Source organism: Rhizorhabdus argentea (assembly GCF_037861105.1).
Taxonomy (GTDB): Bacteria; Pseudomonadota; Alphaproteobacteria; order Sphingomonadales; family Sphingomonadaceae; genus Rhizorhabdus; species Rhizorhabdus argentea.
This window is the reverse complement of sequence record NZ_JBANFK010000004.1, coordinates 284,240-298,031: the sequence shown is the minus strand read 5'-3', so window position 1 is coordinate 298,031 and position 13,792 is coordinate 284,240. Positions and strand designations below refer to the sequence as shown.

The following is a 13,792-nucleotide window of genomic DNA, read 5'->3' as shown; positions in this document are numbered from 1 at the left end:
TTCGTCACCAAACTGGTCGCAAACACGCTTCACGCCATCACGGATGGCTTCCTGCTCTTCAGAAAACTGGATTTCCAAAACGTCCTCTCCACCGATGGCGATCTGCAGAAATAGTATATAAGCGAACTAATCCGATAGCGCCGACTGTCAAGCCCGACGGCGCACAAGAGCTTTCGAAGCGCCTTATCGACCCTCCCATTTCGGGAGCCGCCGCTCGGCAAAGGCTCGTTTTCCCTCGGCAGCATCGGCACTGTCCAGCACCATTCGGGCAAGCGGATAGGTGGCGGGATCGAGCGCGGTGGCGAGATTCGGCTGATCCAGACCGGCGTAGAGCGCCGCCTTGCTCGCGCGAATCGCCAGTGGGGCACAGGCCTGGATCGATTCGGCCAAGCTTCGCGCGCGATCCATCAGCCCTTCGGCATCGTGCACCTCGTTGACGAACCCCAATGCGAGCCCCTCCTCCGCGCCGACGATACGGCCGGTCAGGATCATCTCCGCCGCGCGTTTGGTTCCGATTGCCCGCGGCAGCCGCTGGATGCCGCCGCCAAGGGCCAGCCAGCCCACCTTCGGCTCCGGTAATGCGAAGCGGGCATGGCGCGCCGCGACGATGATGTCGCAGGCCAGCGCCATTTCGAAGCCGCCGCCCATCGCATCCCCGTTCACGGCAGCGATCAGTGGGTGCGGAAAATCCGTGCGGAAGGTGAGTCCGCCAAAGCCCTTGGCCGCGACCTCCATCGTGCCGGTCTGCAGGTTGTCGATCAGGTCATAACCCGCGCAGAAGGCTTTCTCACCTGCTCCGGTCAAAATCACGACGCGCACGGAATCGTCCATGGCCAACGCGTCGAACTGCGCTTCGAGCGCGTGGTGCGCCGCTGGATGCAGCGCATTGCGGCGTTCCGGGCGGTTGAACATGATCGTTACGACGCCCGCCTCACGCGAGACCGTGAAATGCTCGCTCACGTCCGCACTTCCCGTCCCGCGACGAAGCGGCGGAACGCGGGCCGCCGCCATGCGCTTGTAGCGACATCGCTATTCAGGAGCCCGCCATGACCGACCCCAAAGAGCCTTTCCCCGAAACGTCCGAGGATGATCCCGCCGGCGAAGCCGACGACACCGAAGAGAAAATCGCGATCGAAGAGCCGATCGAGCCAGGCGATCCCGACGGCCAGACCACCTGAAGGACGCAACACTCCGCTCAAACCAGCAGCGCCAGCGCGGTCGCCGAACATGGCGCCGCGTCCGCGATCCTGCTCGTCGAGGTGAGTCCGCCCCTCCGAAACGGCTCAAAAAGACTGCCGACGCCGGTCATCCGCGTTCTCCGCTATTCGTTGGCGATTGCCCTACATACATTCTTCGGTGAACGTAAGCCGGCTTATCATTATATCCACTACCCGTCCCCGTCCCCGTCAGGAAATCCCGCGTAGACCTTGTCGCCCAGCGCCGCCCTCGCCGCAGCTGCGCGCTGCGCCGTTTCCGGATCAGGGTGGTTGGACGCATGGGCAGTCAGTCGCGGCATCAGCGGCACATAGGCCGCGACCACCGATGCGCCGGCACGAAAGGGCGGCGGTGCTGCGCGGTCGGCAGCGTCCCAGGCCATGAGCGCGCGCTGGAGGTCGGTAACCCGATAGACCGCAATGAAGTGTGAATCCGGATTGGGCGGAAGCATCTGGTGTTCCGCCACCACGGCGAATCTGCCCGAGACGATACCCGGAAGCGCGGTGATCCGCGCGAGCCGTTCGTCGCAATAATATTGGACGAGCCGATCGTCCCCGGCATCGAGGGCCAACCTTTCCACGATAACGGCCCCGTCGCCTTCAGGGCCAGGCCGCGCCTTGCGCGCGGCGAGCGGCTCATAATAAGCCTCGCGCATATCATCGAACCGGAATGCATTGCTGATCGGCATCGCTGCGGTGAACACCTCCGCGTGGCCGTCGGTCAGTCCCTGATGATCATCCGCCTCATACAGGGCGAGATAACGATGCTCTGGAGTCGCGCGGCCCGGAAGCTGGGCCTCGGACAAGACGAAGCGCTGCACGGCGATCGCCGAGCGACTGCGCATGACGTCGCGGACATGGACATAGCTATACCATTGGTTGAACTCGTCATCGCGTCCGGCGTGCGCGTTGGAGAGTACGATCAGCAATTGTTTCATCGGATGCCTCTCCAGCAGACCAGCCGGGCGCTTACGCACCCTCGCTCGACTCCAGGCTAGCCGCGCCCGGCAACATCTGACAAGAAGCATATCATATGTCACCGCATCAAATTCCCGCCTCGGCGCCGATCGCCGTCGATGCCTCTTCCCATCCGGGCGTGCTGATCGTCACGCTCGATCGCCCCGACGAGCGAAATGCCATGTCCGACGCGCTGGTCGAGTCACTGCTCTCGCTGCTGGACAGCGCCGAGGCCCAGTCGGCGGGCGCCATCTTGCTCGCGGGGGCCGGGAGAGGCTTTTGCGCGGGCAGCGATCTTGTCGGCCTGGCCGCAATGGACATGGCGGCGCGGCGCGCGTTCGAGGCGGCGTCGGGGCTGCTCGCACGCCGGATCGTAGCGCATCCCCGCCCTGTAATTGCTGCCGTCCATGGCTTCGCGATCGGCGGCGGGCTTACCCTTGCGGCGGCGTGCGACATCGTGGTGAGCACGGCTGCGGCCAAGTGGAGCCTGCCGGAAGTGCCGATCGGCCTGTTCCCCGCCTGGGGTCTGGAGCCGGTGGAGCGCCGCGTCGGCCATGCCAGGGCGAGGCGCCTGGCCTTCGGGCTCGACACGCTCGATGGCGCTACGGCGGCGCAATGGGGGCTGGTCGATATGGTGGCCGAGGACGCGCTCACCGATGCCGCCGCCATTGCCGAACGGCTGGCAGCGATGCCCGCTTCCCAGATCGCAGCTGTGAAAGACTATTTCGCGGTAATCCGTTCGGGCGCGCCGGCGGACGAGGCCGCGAACCGCCACTTCATCGCGGCCTGCGACACCGCAGCCGCCGCGGAAAGCTTCGAGCGCTACGGACACAAGCGTTGATCGCCGCTCCCGCCGATGCGCGCCATGCGCGGTTCCGGCTCGCGATTGACGACGCGCGGCTGTCGCATGTCCTCTCTCGCCTGTCGGGCGCGATCTGGCCGATCGTGCCGGACAGTCCGCCGGGTCACGACGGCGTCGATCCTGCACTGGTGCGCCAGTTCGTCGACCATGTCACCGGCAAGGACTATGACTGGCGGGTGCAGGAGGCGGCGGTCAACGCCCTCCCTTCGTTCGTGGCGGACATCGACGGCTATCAGATCCAGTTCCTGCACGTCGCCGGATCGGGCTCCCGGCCACGCCCCCTGCTGCTCTGCCATGGCTGGCCGGGCGGGATGTTCGAGTTTGTCGATGTGGCCGAGCGGCTCGCCCATCCCGAGAGATTCGGCGGCGCCATTGAGGATGCCTGGACCCTCATGATCCCGACTCTTCCCGGTTACGGCCTGTCCTCGCCACCGATCCGCCCGATCGGGCCGCGCAGCATCGCGCGCCTGTTCGACAGGCTGATGCGCGAGGAGCTGGGCTATGAGAGCTACGTAGCCCAGGGTGGCGATTGGGGATCGGTGGTGGCATCGTGGCTGGCCCACGACAGTCCGGCTTGCCGCGCGGTCCATCTCAACTTCCATCTCGGCTGGGCGATGGGCCACGAGCGCCCCGGCACGCCGGAAGAACTGGCCGCGGGCGAACGCAATGCCGCGTTCATGGCCAGCGAAGGCGCCTATATCGGCCTGCAATCGACGAAGCCGCTCACCCTGTCCTATGCGATGGGGGACAGCCCGCTCGGGGCGGCGGCTTGGATCATCGAGAAGTTCGCCAACTGGTCGGACCTGCGCGGCGCGCCGCTATGGGAGCATTTCGATCGCGACCGGCTGGCGACGCTGGTCATGACATATCTGCTCACCGACGCGTTCGGCACCGCATCCTGGTTGTATCGCGGCCTGCTCGGTGCCGGGGAACGGCCCGACCCGGACGCCCGCGTCGGCAAACCGACGGGGATAGCGGTCTACCCGCGCGAAATCGGCGGCTGGCCGCGCACGATGGTCGAACGCCGCTACGACGTCGTCCACTGGAGCGAGCAACCGCGCGGCGGCCATTTCGCCGCGTTCGAACAGCCCGCGCTGTTCGCCGACGACCTGATCGCTTTCGGACGGGCGATCGGCTGACCGCCCGCCGCGATCAATCCTCGCCGATGTAGATCAGCTTCTTGCCGGCATTGGCGCCGGAAAAAACCGTCTCCAGCGCGCCTGCGGCCGCCGCGATGCCATGATCGATATCCTCTTCGTGCGACAGCTTGCCGGCGAGCATCAGTTCGGTGAGCGCGGCGATCGCCTCGCCGAAGCGCGGCACATGATCGAAGATCACGAAGCCGGACCAGGTCAGCGTCCGCAGCAATATCTCACGCTCGTTGCGCAGCCCGGTCGGCGGCGGGCTCCAACTCGAGGTGGCGGCGGTGCCGCACTGCACGATTCGCCCGTTCTTCGCCATCGCGCGGATCGCGGTATCGAGGATAACGCCGCCGGTATTGTCGAAATAGATCTCGAAGCCCGCCGGGCGCGCACCGGCGAGCGTCTCGGCCAGGTCGCCCTCGCGATAATTGAAGGCCGCCGTATAGCCGAAGCGTTCGACGCACTGGCGGACCTTGGCCGCGCTGCCGGTGAGCCCGATCGCTTCGCCGCCAGCAGCGCGCACCAACTGGCCGACCACGCTGCCCACCGCCCCGGCGGCAGTTGAAACCAGCACCGCGTCGCCCGGCCGCGGCGGCGCCAGATTGTTGAGCGCGAGCCACGCCGTCACGCCAGGCATCCCGAGCACGCCGGCATAGGCGGAGAGCGGCGCCCGCGGCACGCCAATGTGAGACAGCAGCGCCGCGCGGGTCGCCACTGCATAGTCCTGCCAGCCGAAATAGCCGTAGACGATGTCCCCCTCCGAGAAGGATCCGTCCCTGCTTTCCACGATCACGCCGACGGCGAGCGCGCGGAACGGCGCGTCGATTGGGGTAAGCGCCGGGTTGGCGGCCCAGCCGCGTTGCACAGGATCAGCCGACAAATAAAGATTGCGGACGAGAAACTCTCCCTCCCCGGGGCGAGGAGCATCGTCCTCGCGCAGCGCGAAGTCATCGGCGAGCGGCGTTCCCGAGGGACGCCTGGCGAGCACGACCTGCCGATTGCGGCCAGGATGGGTGAAGACGGGAAGATCGACCACGGGCACCTCTCATAATCGTCGGCGGGACTCGCATTGCCAGAAATAATACGCTTGTCTACGATTATGCGCGCCTGCGACGATATTCCGCGCGGGTGCAGTCCCATAAGAGGAGAGGCGAGCAATGGGCGATATCGAAAGGCTGATTGCGATCGAAGCGATCAAGCGGCTGAAGGCGGCCTATTTCCGCTGCATGGACGAGCGCGCATGGGACGAGTTCGCCACCCTGTTCACCGACGATGTCATATTCGACGCACGCGGCGCTCTGGAGATGCCGAAGCCGGACGACGAATATGAGGAAGAGCCCATCGTCGGCGCGAGCGCAGTCGTGGATTATGCCCGTACCGGCCTCACTCCGCTGATCAGCGTTCACTCCGCGCACATGGCCGAGATCGACATTCTCGACTCGCACAACGCCCGCGGCACCTGGCCGATGCACGACATGCTGATCGCACCGCCCGGCGCTCCTTTCAGGATCTTCCGGGGCTGGGGCCATTATCGCGAAACCTATCGCAAGACCGGCGACCGGTGGCAGATCGCCACGCTGCGGCTTCGCCGCCTGTATGTCCAAACGGAATAAGGGGAGCGCGGGGCGAGTCGTGCCGGCCGAGGTCGATCCCGCCACGCGGGTATCGAACTGGCCGGCACCGCCAGCGTCAGGACTCGGACCAGTAGATCTGATCCATCGTCTCGCCGGCATCGAAGCGGGCCTGGATGCGCTTCATGCTGGCGATGCTGTCTGGATTGGCGAACAGCGTGCCGCTGATCTTCTGGTCGTTGTCGATCCCCTCGCTCTGGTTGAGGTCCTCGTCCTCGCCGAGCATCTGCTTCATTCCCGCGACCGACTGGGGCGGAAGCGCGGCAATGTGGCGGGCCATGCCGAGCGCGGTCTCAAGCGCCTGCCCCTTGCCGACCACGCGGTTGACGCCGCCAAGTTCGTAGAGCCGCCGGGCGGTGAGCGGCTGGCCCATCAGCACGACTTCGGCCGTGACCGTGCGGCCTATCAATCGCATCAGGCGAGACGTGCCGCCGATTCCGGTGCCCGCGCCTATGATGACCTCGGGCTGGCTGAAGCGCGCCTGGTCCTCGGCAACGCGCAGATCGCACGCCCAACCGAGCTCGCAGCCGCCACCCGACGTGTCTCCGTTGACCGCCGCGATGGCGACCATCTTGCCGCGGCTAAGCGTCTGCAGGCAGCGGAACCATCCGGCCGGATCACCGGTCGCCGCCTCGCCCGCGACGAGCTTGCAGATATCGTCGAGATACGCATGCTCCAGCCAGTGCCCCTCGACGGACGACGCCAGCACGACCACGCGTGCGCCACCGGCCTGCGCCTGATCGAGCACGTCGGCCAGCCGCGATACCGTCGCGCATGTGGTGGTGTGGCCCTTGATGCCGCCGTCGCCCACCGTCACCAGCGCGATTCCTTCGCCGGGCCACTCGAGCGTCACATTGTCCGTCATCGTTTCTTCCTCTCCATCGCGTCTCGGCGCGTGCCCGGCCGCCAACCGCGCGCATCGCTAACATTATGCTAGGCTATTATATGCCAGCCGCCAATGTTCCTGCTCTTTCGCTCGCCGGAAGACAGCCCGCTTGCCTTGCATCCATAGCGATAATAATGAGCCAGCGAACGGGTACGCAGGGAGGCCTCGAATGGACATAGAGAAAATCGCAGCGATGGAGATCGCACCGATCGTGCAGTCTTATGATAAGCGCGATACGATTCTCTACGCACTCGGCCTGGGCTATGGCGCCGATCCGCTCGACGAGAAGGAACTCGGTTTCGTCTATGAGCGTCACCTGCGTGCGCTCCCGTCCTATGCCAACCTGCTGTGCCATCCGGGGTTCTGGGCGCAGGACCCGCAATGGGGAATCGACTGGGTCAAGATCCTCCACGCCGAGCAGGATTTCGTGATCCATAAGCCCCTGCCCCCGACCGGCAGGATCCGCGGCGAATATGCCATCGCCGGCATCGAGGACAAGGGCGAGGGCCGCGGTGCCCTTCTCCACCAGAACAAGGAACTCTACAGCGAAGAAACCGGCGAGCATCACGCCACCGTCCGGTCGACGCTGTTTCTGCGCGGCAATGGCGGCGAAGGAGGGTTCGGCAAGGGACCCGCGCCGGCTCAGGCAATTCCGGACAAGGCGCCGGACAAGGTCGTGGAGATCCCCACCTTGCCCCGCCAGGCGCTGATCTATCGGCTGAGCGGCGACTGGAATCCGCTTCATGCCGATCCCGAAATCGCGCGCAAGGCGGGATTCGACATGCCGATCCTGCACGGATTGTGCACCAATGGCATCGCCGCCCGCGCTATCGTCGCAGCTTATTGCGATTATGATCCGTCGCGGCTGGCGCAGATGTTCGTCCGGTTCAGCAAGCCGGTCATGCCGGGTGAAACGATCCGCCTCGAATTCCATGAGGAAGGTAACAACCTCCGCTTCCGTGCCATCGCCAAGGAACGCGACACGGTGGTCCTCGACCGGTGCTCCGCCACGATCGCCTGAACCCCGCCGAGGGCGGCCGGCCTCAGACCAGGCCGAGCCCGCCGTCGGCGAAAAGTTCTGCTCCCGTCAGATAGCTCGACGCGTCGGAAGCGAGGAACAGGACGACAGCACCGATCTCGTCCGGCTCGCCCATTCGGGCCATCGGGATCATCCCGATCGCCGCCTTGATATCCGGCGACTCCGCGCGCCCGCCATCATCCCCCAGCAGGATGGCCGTCGCGGTCGGGCCCGGATGGACGGTGTTGACGCGGATGCCGGTTCGCTGTTGTGCCAGGTGCAGCGCTGCCGATTTGGCGAGCGCGGCCGCAGCCGCCTTGGATGGTGCGTAGAGCGCCCCGGTCGGCGCGAACTTCTTCGTCGCCAGCGACGAGATATTGACGATCGAGCCGCCACCTGCCGCCTTCATCACCGGGATGACCGCCTGCATGCCATGAAGCTGGCTGAACAGATTGACGTCGAGGATCCGCCGGAGATCCTGCGGCCGCGCATCCTCGATCGTAGCGGGGATATCGATCCCGGCATTGTTCACCAGGCAATCGATCCGTCCGTGTCGGGACTGCGCATAGGCCACGATGTCGGCCCAGGCCACCGGGTCCGTGACGTCGAGCGGGCGGTAATCCGCCTCGAAACCCTCGGCGCGGAGTTGCTGGGCCTGTTCCTGCCCTGCCGCATCCTTCACGTCGCCCAGCACCACGCGGGCGCCGGCCATCGCGAGCGCGCGGGCCGATGCCGCGCCGATTCCCTGCGCGGCGCCACTGACGATCGCGACACGCCCCGCAAGCACGGCGCTCACGCGGTCTTGTCCGACTTGTACGCCTCCTGCCCATTGGGAATATCTTCGAGGAAGGGCATGCCGGTCAGGTGATTACCGCCCGATAGCGGCATGTTCAGGCCGGTTATGTAGGTCGGGCCCGACAGAAACACGACTGCATCGGCATAATCGCGCGGATGCCCGACTCGGCCGAGCGGCACATGGCGCGCATAGGTTTCCTCGACCCCCGGTATCGCGAACAGCTGCGATGCCAGCGCCGACTTGATCGGACCGGGAAGCAGCGAGTTCACGCGGATCCCCCGCGGGCCATATTCGAGTGCCGCATAGCGCACCAGGCAGTCCATCGCCGATTTGGCGCAGGCATAGGCAAAATGGGGCGGCTGCGGCTGGGTCGTACTGTTGGACGATATGAGCGTGATCGAACCGCCATCGTTCATACGCTCGGTCATATATTTCACGAACCAGACATGGCCGAAATAATTGACATCGATCCCTTGCTGGAGCTGCTCTGGCGTCACGTCCTTGATAAGACTGATCACCGGTAGCGCCGCGGAGTTCACCGCGATGTCGATCTTGCCGTAAGCGGCGACGGTGGCATCGGCCAGCGCCTCGATATCCTTCTGGCTACCAGCATCGCAGCGCACGGCGACACCGCCGATCATCGTTGCCAACCGGTCGAGCCCATCCTTGTTGCGCGCGGCCACCACCACCTTGGCGCCCGCCTCGGCCAGCGCCTCCGCGATCGCCCAGCCGGTACCGCCTTCCGCCGACGCGCCCAGCACGACCGCTACCTTGCCCTCAAGCCTCATCCGTCGTTCCTTATCTTCCTGTTGATTGCGGGCGGCGTCAGTCGCCGAAGAAATTCAGCTCCAGCATCACCCCGTTGGGGTCGGTTACGAATAGCTGGCGCAAGGGTAGCTGGGGGATGTCGTTGGCGTGCGTCTCGACGCCCATCGCGCCGAGCCGCGCCCGCATCGCCGCATAGCCCGAGCATCGGAACGCCACATGATGCAGCCTGCCGGTGCCCGGCGGCGATGACGGGACGCCGTCATCGGGCTCCCAGGGATAGGCGATATCCGGCCGCGCGAGATGAATCACGGCGCGGCCCTCGCCGTCGCAGATCCACAATGCCTCGTCCGGATCGCTGGAGCCCGGCGACGGCGTCACCGCGAGGCCGAGCACTTCCGCAAAGAATCGCGCGCTGCCCTGCACGTCGGGCGTCCGGACATTGACGTGGTCGAGCGCCTCGACTCGCGTCCCAGGCGTATCGCCGCCAGCCCCGGTCACAGGCCGAATGCGCGGATATGATGGCCCGCATAGCTGTCCATCAGGTCGCCATGACCGGCGCGTCCATCGATCGTGACGTCCATGCAGTGCATGTAGGTGACGATGTTCTGCCAATAGAGCTTGGGGTACATCGACTTTGTCGACGCCTCGACCTGGTGCGTCCGGCACTCCGCGTCCTCGATCTCGAACTCGATCGCCTCGACGAGCAGCCGGCTACCCTCGGCAAAGCGCGTACGCGCAGTCATGGCCACGACGGCGACAGGACGGCCGTCGGTCGCGATCCACCCCGATCGAAGGTTGAGGCTCGGCGTGGGACCGCCCGATTCCCATTTGTTGATGCCTTTCGCATCGTCTCCCTCGATCACCTTGTCCCAGTCCGGGCCGAACTCGGCGCCATCGAGCATGCCGGTATCCAGCCAAGCCAGCACGAAGCCGGTGTCGGGTCCCGCCCAACCCGTCATCCAGCGATAGGGAGGGGTGCGCTCGGGCTGTTCGGGCCGATTATAGCCCCAGCTCCGGTCGCGGACATAGAAGCCGTCGATGGCATAATCCTGCCCGTCGAGGGTCAGCTTTCCGTCGGTTTTCATAAGCTGCGTGAAATGCTTGCCGCCCGGCCGGCCCACCGGCGGCATCGCCGCCGTCATCCGGTAATCGAGGTCGAAGCCGCGGCTCTCGTCGCGGAACTGGATCAGGATGTCCTGGAGCGGCTCGACGACCTTCATCCGCACGTCGCACGACCCCATCGTCAGCGACCAGTCACTATTGTCGGCGACCGCCGGAAGGTATTGATGCTCTAGGAAATAATCCGCCTCGAGCTGATGCCGAAAGATACGATCGCCGCGGGTGACGAAGATGTGCACCGACATCGTCTTCAGTGCATGATGCCACAGCACATAGATATTGCACTGGATCTGCGCTTCCGGGATGTTGAAGCCGTAGAGATTGGTTTCGATCGCCGTGAAGTGCGCGTCGGGGCCGACTGGATGAAGATAATCATCCTCGCGTTCGACCGGGAAGAAATCCACCGCGCGACCGATATAGCGGCTTTCCTTCCATTCGCCACGCGTTGCCTGTTTCTGCAGCTCGGATAAGGCCATCTCGATCTCTCCCATGCGCGACCTCGACTCAGATCGCATGCTTACTACTTTTGCCAGCTTGCGGATGCCGGGCAAGCGGGTCAACCGTTGCCAATATTGGCATGGCTGCTAATCTTAGGCTAGCAGAAGATTCTGCAACGACAGCAACGATGGAGGATGCTCGTGGATCTCGGACTCAAGGGCCGCAAGGTCATCATCGGCGGCGCTCTGCGCGGCATCAGTAAGGCGATCACAGAGGTATTGGCCGCCGAAGGAGCGGACATCGCCATGTTCACGCGTCAGTCCGAAGGTCTCGACGCTCATCGCGACGCGCTGTCGTCGCATGGCGGCAAGGTCGTCGCCGAAACCTTCACGCTCGAGGATCGCGACGGTTACAAGACCTTCCTGAGCGGCCTGGCGGACAAGCTCGGCGGCTGCGATATCTTCATCCACTCGATCTCGTCCTCGGGCGCGCAGGCGACGATGGATTGGGAGCAGAGCTTCAAGGTCGACATGATGGGCGCCGTCGATGGCTGCGAGGCGCTGGAACCTTATCTCGAAAAGTCCGGGACGGGCTCGGTCATCCTGATGTCGAGCACCGCGGCGGTCGAGACGTTCCTCGTGCCGCAGGCGTTCAACGCGGTGAAGGCCGCGCTCATCACCTATGGCAAGCAGCTTTCGCAAGCCTGGGGTCCGAAGGGCATCCGCGTCAACATGGTGTCGCCAGGGCCGATCAGCTATCCGGGCGGCAATTGGGAAGGCATCAAGGCCGTGATGCCGGACCTGTACGACGCGACACTGGCGCAGTTCCCGCTGGGACGCTTCGGCGCTCCGCAGGACGTGGCACCTGCCGTGGCATTCCTGGCGAGCCCCGCCGCCTCCTATATTACCGGTACCAACATCGTGATCGACGGAGGCTATACCAAACGCGTCCAGTTCTGATGATTTGGCAGCCGGCGGGCCAAAGTCCCGAACTGGGCCTGCTCTTTTGAGGTGGGCGCGCTTTGCGCTTCCACCGAACGCCTGGGTCAGGCTCTCGTGGATGTTCTAGAGATCGACCTCAAGTTGGCCGTCCTGCTCCCGGCAGGACAGCACCGTAAGCGGCTTGGGCGTGATCGGCGACATCGAATGGCCGTCCTCCAGGTTGAAGCGCGCACCGTGATGGGGGCAGATGATGCTGTTGCCCCTGACCCGGCCGCCGTCCATCGACAGGTTCTGGTGCGGGCAATCGTCACGGACCGCGTGAAGCCCCGTCGCCGAGCGGCAGATCAGGACGCGCTGGCCCTCGATGGCCACCGCTACCGATCGTCCAGCGGCCACTTCGGGGATGGCAATCCGACACTTGCCCACGCGACGTCTCTCCACACTTATCACTGTTGTCCTTCTCACAGCGCGGGTGGCAGGATTAGTCAACCAGCATATCATTTTATCCAATACGAAAGGCTCGCCATGCTGATTCCCGCGACACGCGTCCTCGATGCAATGCGGACCGAGTTGAGGCGGCTCGCACCCCGGCTCTCCGATGCCGCCACAGACGGATCGACCGCGATGTCCTTCGGCCACGCCATCGACCTACTGGCGACGCGCGAACGAGGAGGGGCAGCCGCAATCCGTGCACAGTTCCAGGACCTCGCCAGATTGCTTGCATCGCTGCCGAAACACCCCGCACTCGAAAGCGTGTCACGCGATGCCGCGGAGACCGCGGCCACCGGCGATCTCGCCGCACTTGAGGCGCGGTGGATCGACACGCTGCGCGCCTTTCAGGATGCCATGATCGCACTCGAGCCGCTCGAGCCAGCTGCGCGCCTGCATATCATGGACAAGCTGGTTGCGTGGGAAGCGGCGGATCGGCAGCGCCAGATCAGCAACGACGGGAACGACGCTGCCGAGGGCGATACCGCGATCACCATCGAACGCCTGACCGCCTATCTGCGCGATCGATTCGGCGAGCCCGGGCTGGAGGTGACCAGTCTGCAATCGCTCGCCGGCGGCTTCGGCAAGGAAACCACGATCTTCGCCGCCGAAGGCGAGGCGCTGAACGGGGAGTTCGTCATCCGCCGCGACCTCGGCGACAATGTCGGGCTGGATACCGCCTGCCACCGCATCTTTCGGGAATATCCTGTGATCCGCGGCGCATTCGAGCAGGGCTTTCCCGCGCCCGATGCGCTATGGCTCGATACCGAGCATGCGCTGCTCCCAGGCGCCGACTTCATCGTGATGCGGCGCGCGCCGGGGCGGATCGCCGGCAACTTCTTCGGTGCGAAGACGGAGATTCCCGCCGATCTTGCAGACATCCTCGCCGACCAGATGGCGGCTCTCCATTCGCTGCGGCCGATGCGCGAGCTTGGCGACCTGACCGATACGATCAAGCCGGAGCTGTGGGATCTTTCCGTTCGGGAATGCGCCGCGCGCTATATCCGCAACTGGTACGACTTCTTCCTGCGCGAACCGCACACGCCTTCTCCCGCGCTGATCGGCCTGTTCGGCTGGCTGCTCGCCAATGTTCCTGGTGGAGACGAGCCGCCGCGCCTCATCCACGGCGATATCGGCTTCCATAATTTCCTGTTGCACGACGGCGGCATGAGCGCACTGGTCGACTGGGAGTTCGCTCATGTCGGCGATCCGGCCGACGATCTCGGCTATCTGAAGGTGACCGTCGGCGCGTCGCTGGACTGGCCGCGCTTCATGGCGCGCTATCGCGCCGCGGGCGGCCCCGACGTGGACGCGGGGGCGATCGAGTATTATGGCGTCTGGGCCTATGTGCGCAACGCTTGCGGCGCAAACCTGTTGTCCACCCGCTTGGTGACGGGTCGGGCGGACGACCTGAAGCTCACGATCCTGCCCTTCATGCACGTGCCCCCCTTCATCCAGGGCGCACGCGCGCTGATCGATGCGTTCGAAAGCGGCAGGGCCGCTGCAGACTGATCCGTACCGGGGAGGCCGG

Annotated in this window: 16 protein-coding genes; 7 read left to right on the top strand and 9 right to left on the bottom strand. The window is 65.1% G+C overall.

The genetic code is table 11. From position 1 onward, the window contains the following. Positions 1 to 183 precede the first annotated feature (183 nt). Positions 184 to 960: an enoyl-CoA hydratase-related protein gene (locus AAC645_RS05970; RefSeq protein WP_340314550.1), complete on the bottom strand. Its 777-nt coding sequence runs from the start codon at positions 958 to 960 to the stop codon at positions 184 to 186. Positions 961 to 1,046: 86 nt separating this feature from the next. On the opposite strand from AAC645_RS05970, the gene AAC645_RS05965 reads away from it, so the two are divergent. Then, positions 1,047 to 1,178, top strand: a complete 132-nt coding sequence (locus tag AAC645_RS05965) for a hypothetical protein (RefSeq protein WP_340314549.1) — start codon at positions 1,047 to 1,049, stop codon at positions 1,176 to 1,178. Positions 1,179 to 1,387: 209 nt separating this feature from the next. Here AAC645_RS05965 and AAC645_RS05960 read toward each other — a convergent pair whose 3' ends face one another. Further along, the gene (locus AAC645_RS05960; RefSeq protein WP_340314548.1) at positions 1,388 to 2,152 is read right to left on the bottom strand and encodes a hypothetical protein; all 765 of its coding nucleotides are present in this window, start codon (positions 2,150 to 2,152) and stop codon (positions 1,388 to 1,390) included. A gap of 95 nt (positions 2,153 to 2,247) precedes the next feature. Between AAC645_RS05960 and AAC645_RS05955 the strand changes: the two genes are divergently transcribed. Together AAC645_RS05955 and AAC645_RS05950 are read left to right on the top strand one after the other, a co-directional pair. Then, positions 2,248 to 3,012 carry an enoyl-CoA hydratase/isomerase family protein gene (locus AAC645_RS05955; RefSeq protein ID WP_340314547.1) on the top strand — a complete coding sequence of 255 codons (765 nt, stop codon included), beginning with the start codon at positions 2,248 to 2,250 and terminating at the stop codon, positions 3,010 to 3,012. Continuing rightward, complete coding sequence (locus AAC645_RS05950) at positions 3,009 to 4,172, top strand: epoxide hydrolase family protein (RefSeq protein ID WP_340314545.1); 1,164 nt, start codon at positions 3,009 to 3,011, stop codon at positions 4,170 to 4,172. The genes AAC645_RS05955 and AAC645_RS05950 overlap by 4 nt, the downstream gene beginning before the upstream one ends. A gap of 13 nt (positions 4,173 to 4,185) precedes the next feature. Here AAC645_RS05950 and AAC645_RS05945 read toward each other — a convergent pair whose 3' ends face one another. Then, a complete protein-coding gene (locus tag AAC645_RS05945; RefSeq protein ID WP_340314544.1) occupies positions 4,186 to 5,211 on the bottom strand; it encodes an NADP-dependent oxidoreductase in 1,026 nt (341 codons plus the stop codon). 121 nt (positions 5,212 to 5,332) lie between these two features. Between AAC645_RS05945 and AAC645_RS05940 the strand changes: the two genes are divergently transcribed. Then, entirely contained in the window at positions 5,333 to 5,788 is a 456-nt protein-coding gene (locus AAC645_RS05940) for a nuclear transport factor 2 family protein (RefSeq protein WP_340314543.1), read from the top strand. 76 nt (positions 5,789 to 5,864) lie between these two features. Here the strand turns inward: AAC645_RS05940 and AAC645_RS05935 are convergent, their stop codons facing one another. Then, positions 5,865 to 6,671: an enoyl-CoA hydratase/isomerase family protein gene (locus tag AAC645_RS05935; protein WP_340314542.1), complete on the bottom strand. Its 807-nt coding sequence runs from the start codon at positions 6,669 to 6,671 to the stop codon at positions 5,865 to 5,867. A 190-nt stretch (positions 6,672 to 6,861) separates the two neighbouring features. Between AAC645_RS05935 and AAC645_RS05930 the strand changes: the two genes are divergently transcribed. Beyond that, positions 6,862 to 7,713: a MaoC/PaaZ C-terminal domain-containing protein gene (locus tag AAC645_RS05930; RefSeq protein WP_340314541.1), complete on the top strand. Its 852-nt coding sequence runs from the start codon at positions 6,862 to 6,864 to the stop codon at positions 7,711 to 7,713. 22 nt (positions 7,714 to 7,735) lie between these two features. Here AAC645_RS05930 and AAC645_RS05925 read toward each other — a convergent pair whose 3' ends face one another. The 4 genes from AAC645_RS05925 to AAC645_RS05910 are packed head-to-tail and all read right to left on the bottom strand — an operon-like array spanning position 7,736 to position 10,869. Continuing rightward, on the bottom strand, positions 7,736 to 8,506 hold the full coding sequence (locus tag AAC645_RS05925) for an SDR family NAD(P)-dependent oxidoreductase (RefSeq protein WP_340314540.1): 771 nt from the start codon (positions 8,504 to 8,506) through the stop codon (positions 7,736 to 7,738). Beyond that, complete coding sequence (locus tag AAC645_RS05920; RefSeq protein WP_340314539.1) at positions 8,503 to 9,294, bottom strand: SDR family NAD(P)-dependent oxidoreductase; 792 nt, start codon at positions 9,292 to 9,294, stop codon at positions 8,503 to 8,505. The genes AAC645_RS05925 and AAC645_RS05920 overlap by 4 nt, the downstream gene beginning before the upstream one ends. A gap of 37 nt (positions 9,295 to 9,331) precedes the next feature. Beyond that, on the bottom strand, positions 9,332 to 9,772 hold the full coding sequence (locus tag AAC645_RS05915; RefSeq protein ID WP_340314538.1) for a VOC family protein: 441 nt from the start codon (positions 9,770 to 9,772) through the stop codon (positions 9,332 to 9,334). Continuing rightward, complete coding sequence (locus AAC645_RS05910; protein ID WP_340314537.1) at positions 9,769 to 10,869, bottom strand: hypothetical protein; 1,101 nt, start codon at positions 10,867 to 10,869, stop codon at positions 9,769 to 9,771. The genes AAC645_RS05915 and AAC645_RS05910 overlap by 4 nt, the downstream gene beginning before the upstream one ends. Before the next feature lie 162 nt (positions 10,870 to 11,031). On the opposite strand from AAC645_RS05910, the gene AAC645_RS05905 reads away from it, so the two are divergent. Further along, positions 11,032 to 11,790: an SDR family NAD(P)-dependent oxidoreductase gene (locus AAC645_RS05905; protein WP_340314535.1), complete on the top strand. Its 759-nt coding sequence runs from the start codon at positions 11,032 to 11,034 to the stop codon at positions 11,788 to 11,790. Between the two features lie 105 nt (positions 11,791 to 11,895). Here AAC645_RS05905 and AAC645_RS05900 read toward each other — a convergent pair whose 3' ends face one another. Continuing rightward, the gene (locus AAC645_RS05900) at positions 11,896 to 12,198 is read right to left on the bottom strand and encodes a Rieske (2Fe-2S) protein (protein ID WP_340314534.1); all 303 of its coding nucleotides are present in this window, start codon (positions 12,196 to 12,198) and stop codon (positions 11,896 to 11,898) included. A 99-nt stretch (positions 12,199 to 12,297) separates the two neighbouring features. Here AAC645_RS05900 and AAC645_RS05895 point away from each other — a divergent pair, with 99 nt between their 5' ends. Next, a complete protein-coding gene (locus AAC645_RS05895; protein WP_340314533.1) occupies positions 12,298 to 13,773 on the top strand; it encodes a phosphotransferase family protein in 1,476 nt (491 codons plus the stop codon). Positions 13,774 to 13,792 lie beyond the last annotated feature (19 nt).

What these genes read in the sequence shown, in the direction of transcription:
- AAC645_RS05940 (WP_340314543.1), top strand. Translation starts at nt 5,333, where the DNA reads ATGGGCGATATCGAAAGGCTGATTGCGATCGAAGCGATCAAGCGGCTG.
- AAC645_RS05965 (WP_340314549.1), top strand. Translation starts at nt 1,047, where the DNA reads ATGACCGACCCCAAAGAGCCTTTCCCCGAAACGTCCGAGGATGATCCC.
- AAC645_RS05955 (WP_340314547.1), top strand. Translation starts at nt 2,248, where the DNA reads ATGTCACCGCATCAAATTCCCGCCTCGGCGCCGATCGCCGTCGATGCC.
- AAC645_RS05920 (WP_340314539.1), bottom strand. Translation starts at nt 9,294, where the DNA reads ATGAGGCTTGAGGGCAAGGTAGCGGTCGTGCTGGGCGCGTCGGCGGAA.
- AAC645_RS05935 (WP_340314542.1), bottom strand. Translation starts at nt 6,671, where the DNA reads ATGACGGACAATGTGACGCTCGAGTGGCCCGGCGAAGGAATCGCGCTG.
- AAC645_RS05960 (WP_340314548.1), bottom strand. Translation starts at nt 2,152, where the DNA reads ATGAAACAATTGCTGATCGTACTCTCCAACGCGCACGCCGGACGCGAT.
- AAC645_RS05895 (WP_340314533.1), top strand. Translation starts at nt 12,298, where the DNA reads ATGCTGATTCCCGCGACACGCGTCCTCGATGCAATGCGGACCGAGTTG.
- AAC645_RS05910 (WP_340314537.1), bottom strand. Translation starts at nt 10,869, where the DNA reads ATGGCCTTATCCGAGCTGCAGAAACAGGCAACGCGTGGCGAATGGAAG.
- AAC645_RS05930 (WP_340314541.1), top strand. Translation starts at nt 6,862, where the DNA reads ATGGACATAGAGAAAATCGCAGCGATGGAGATCGCACCGATCGTGCAG.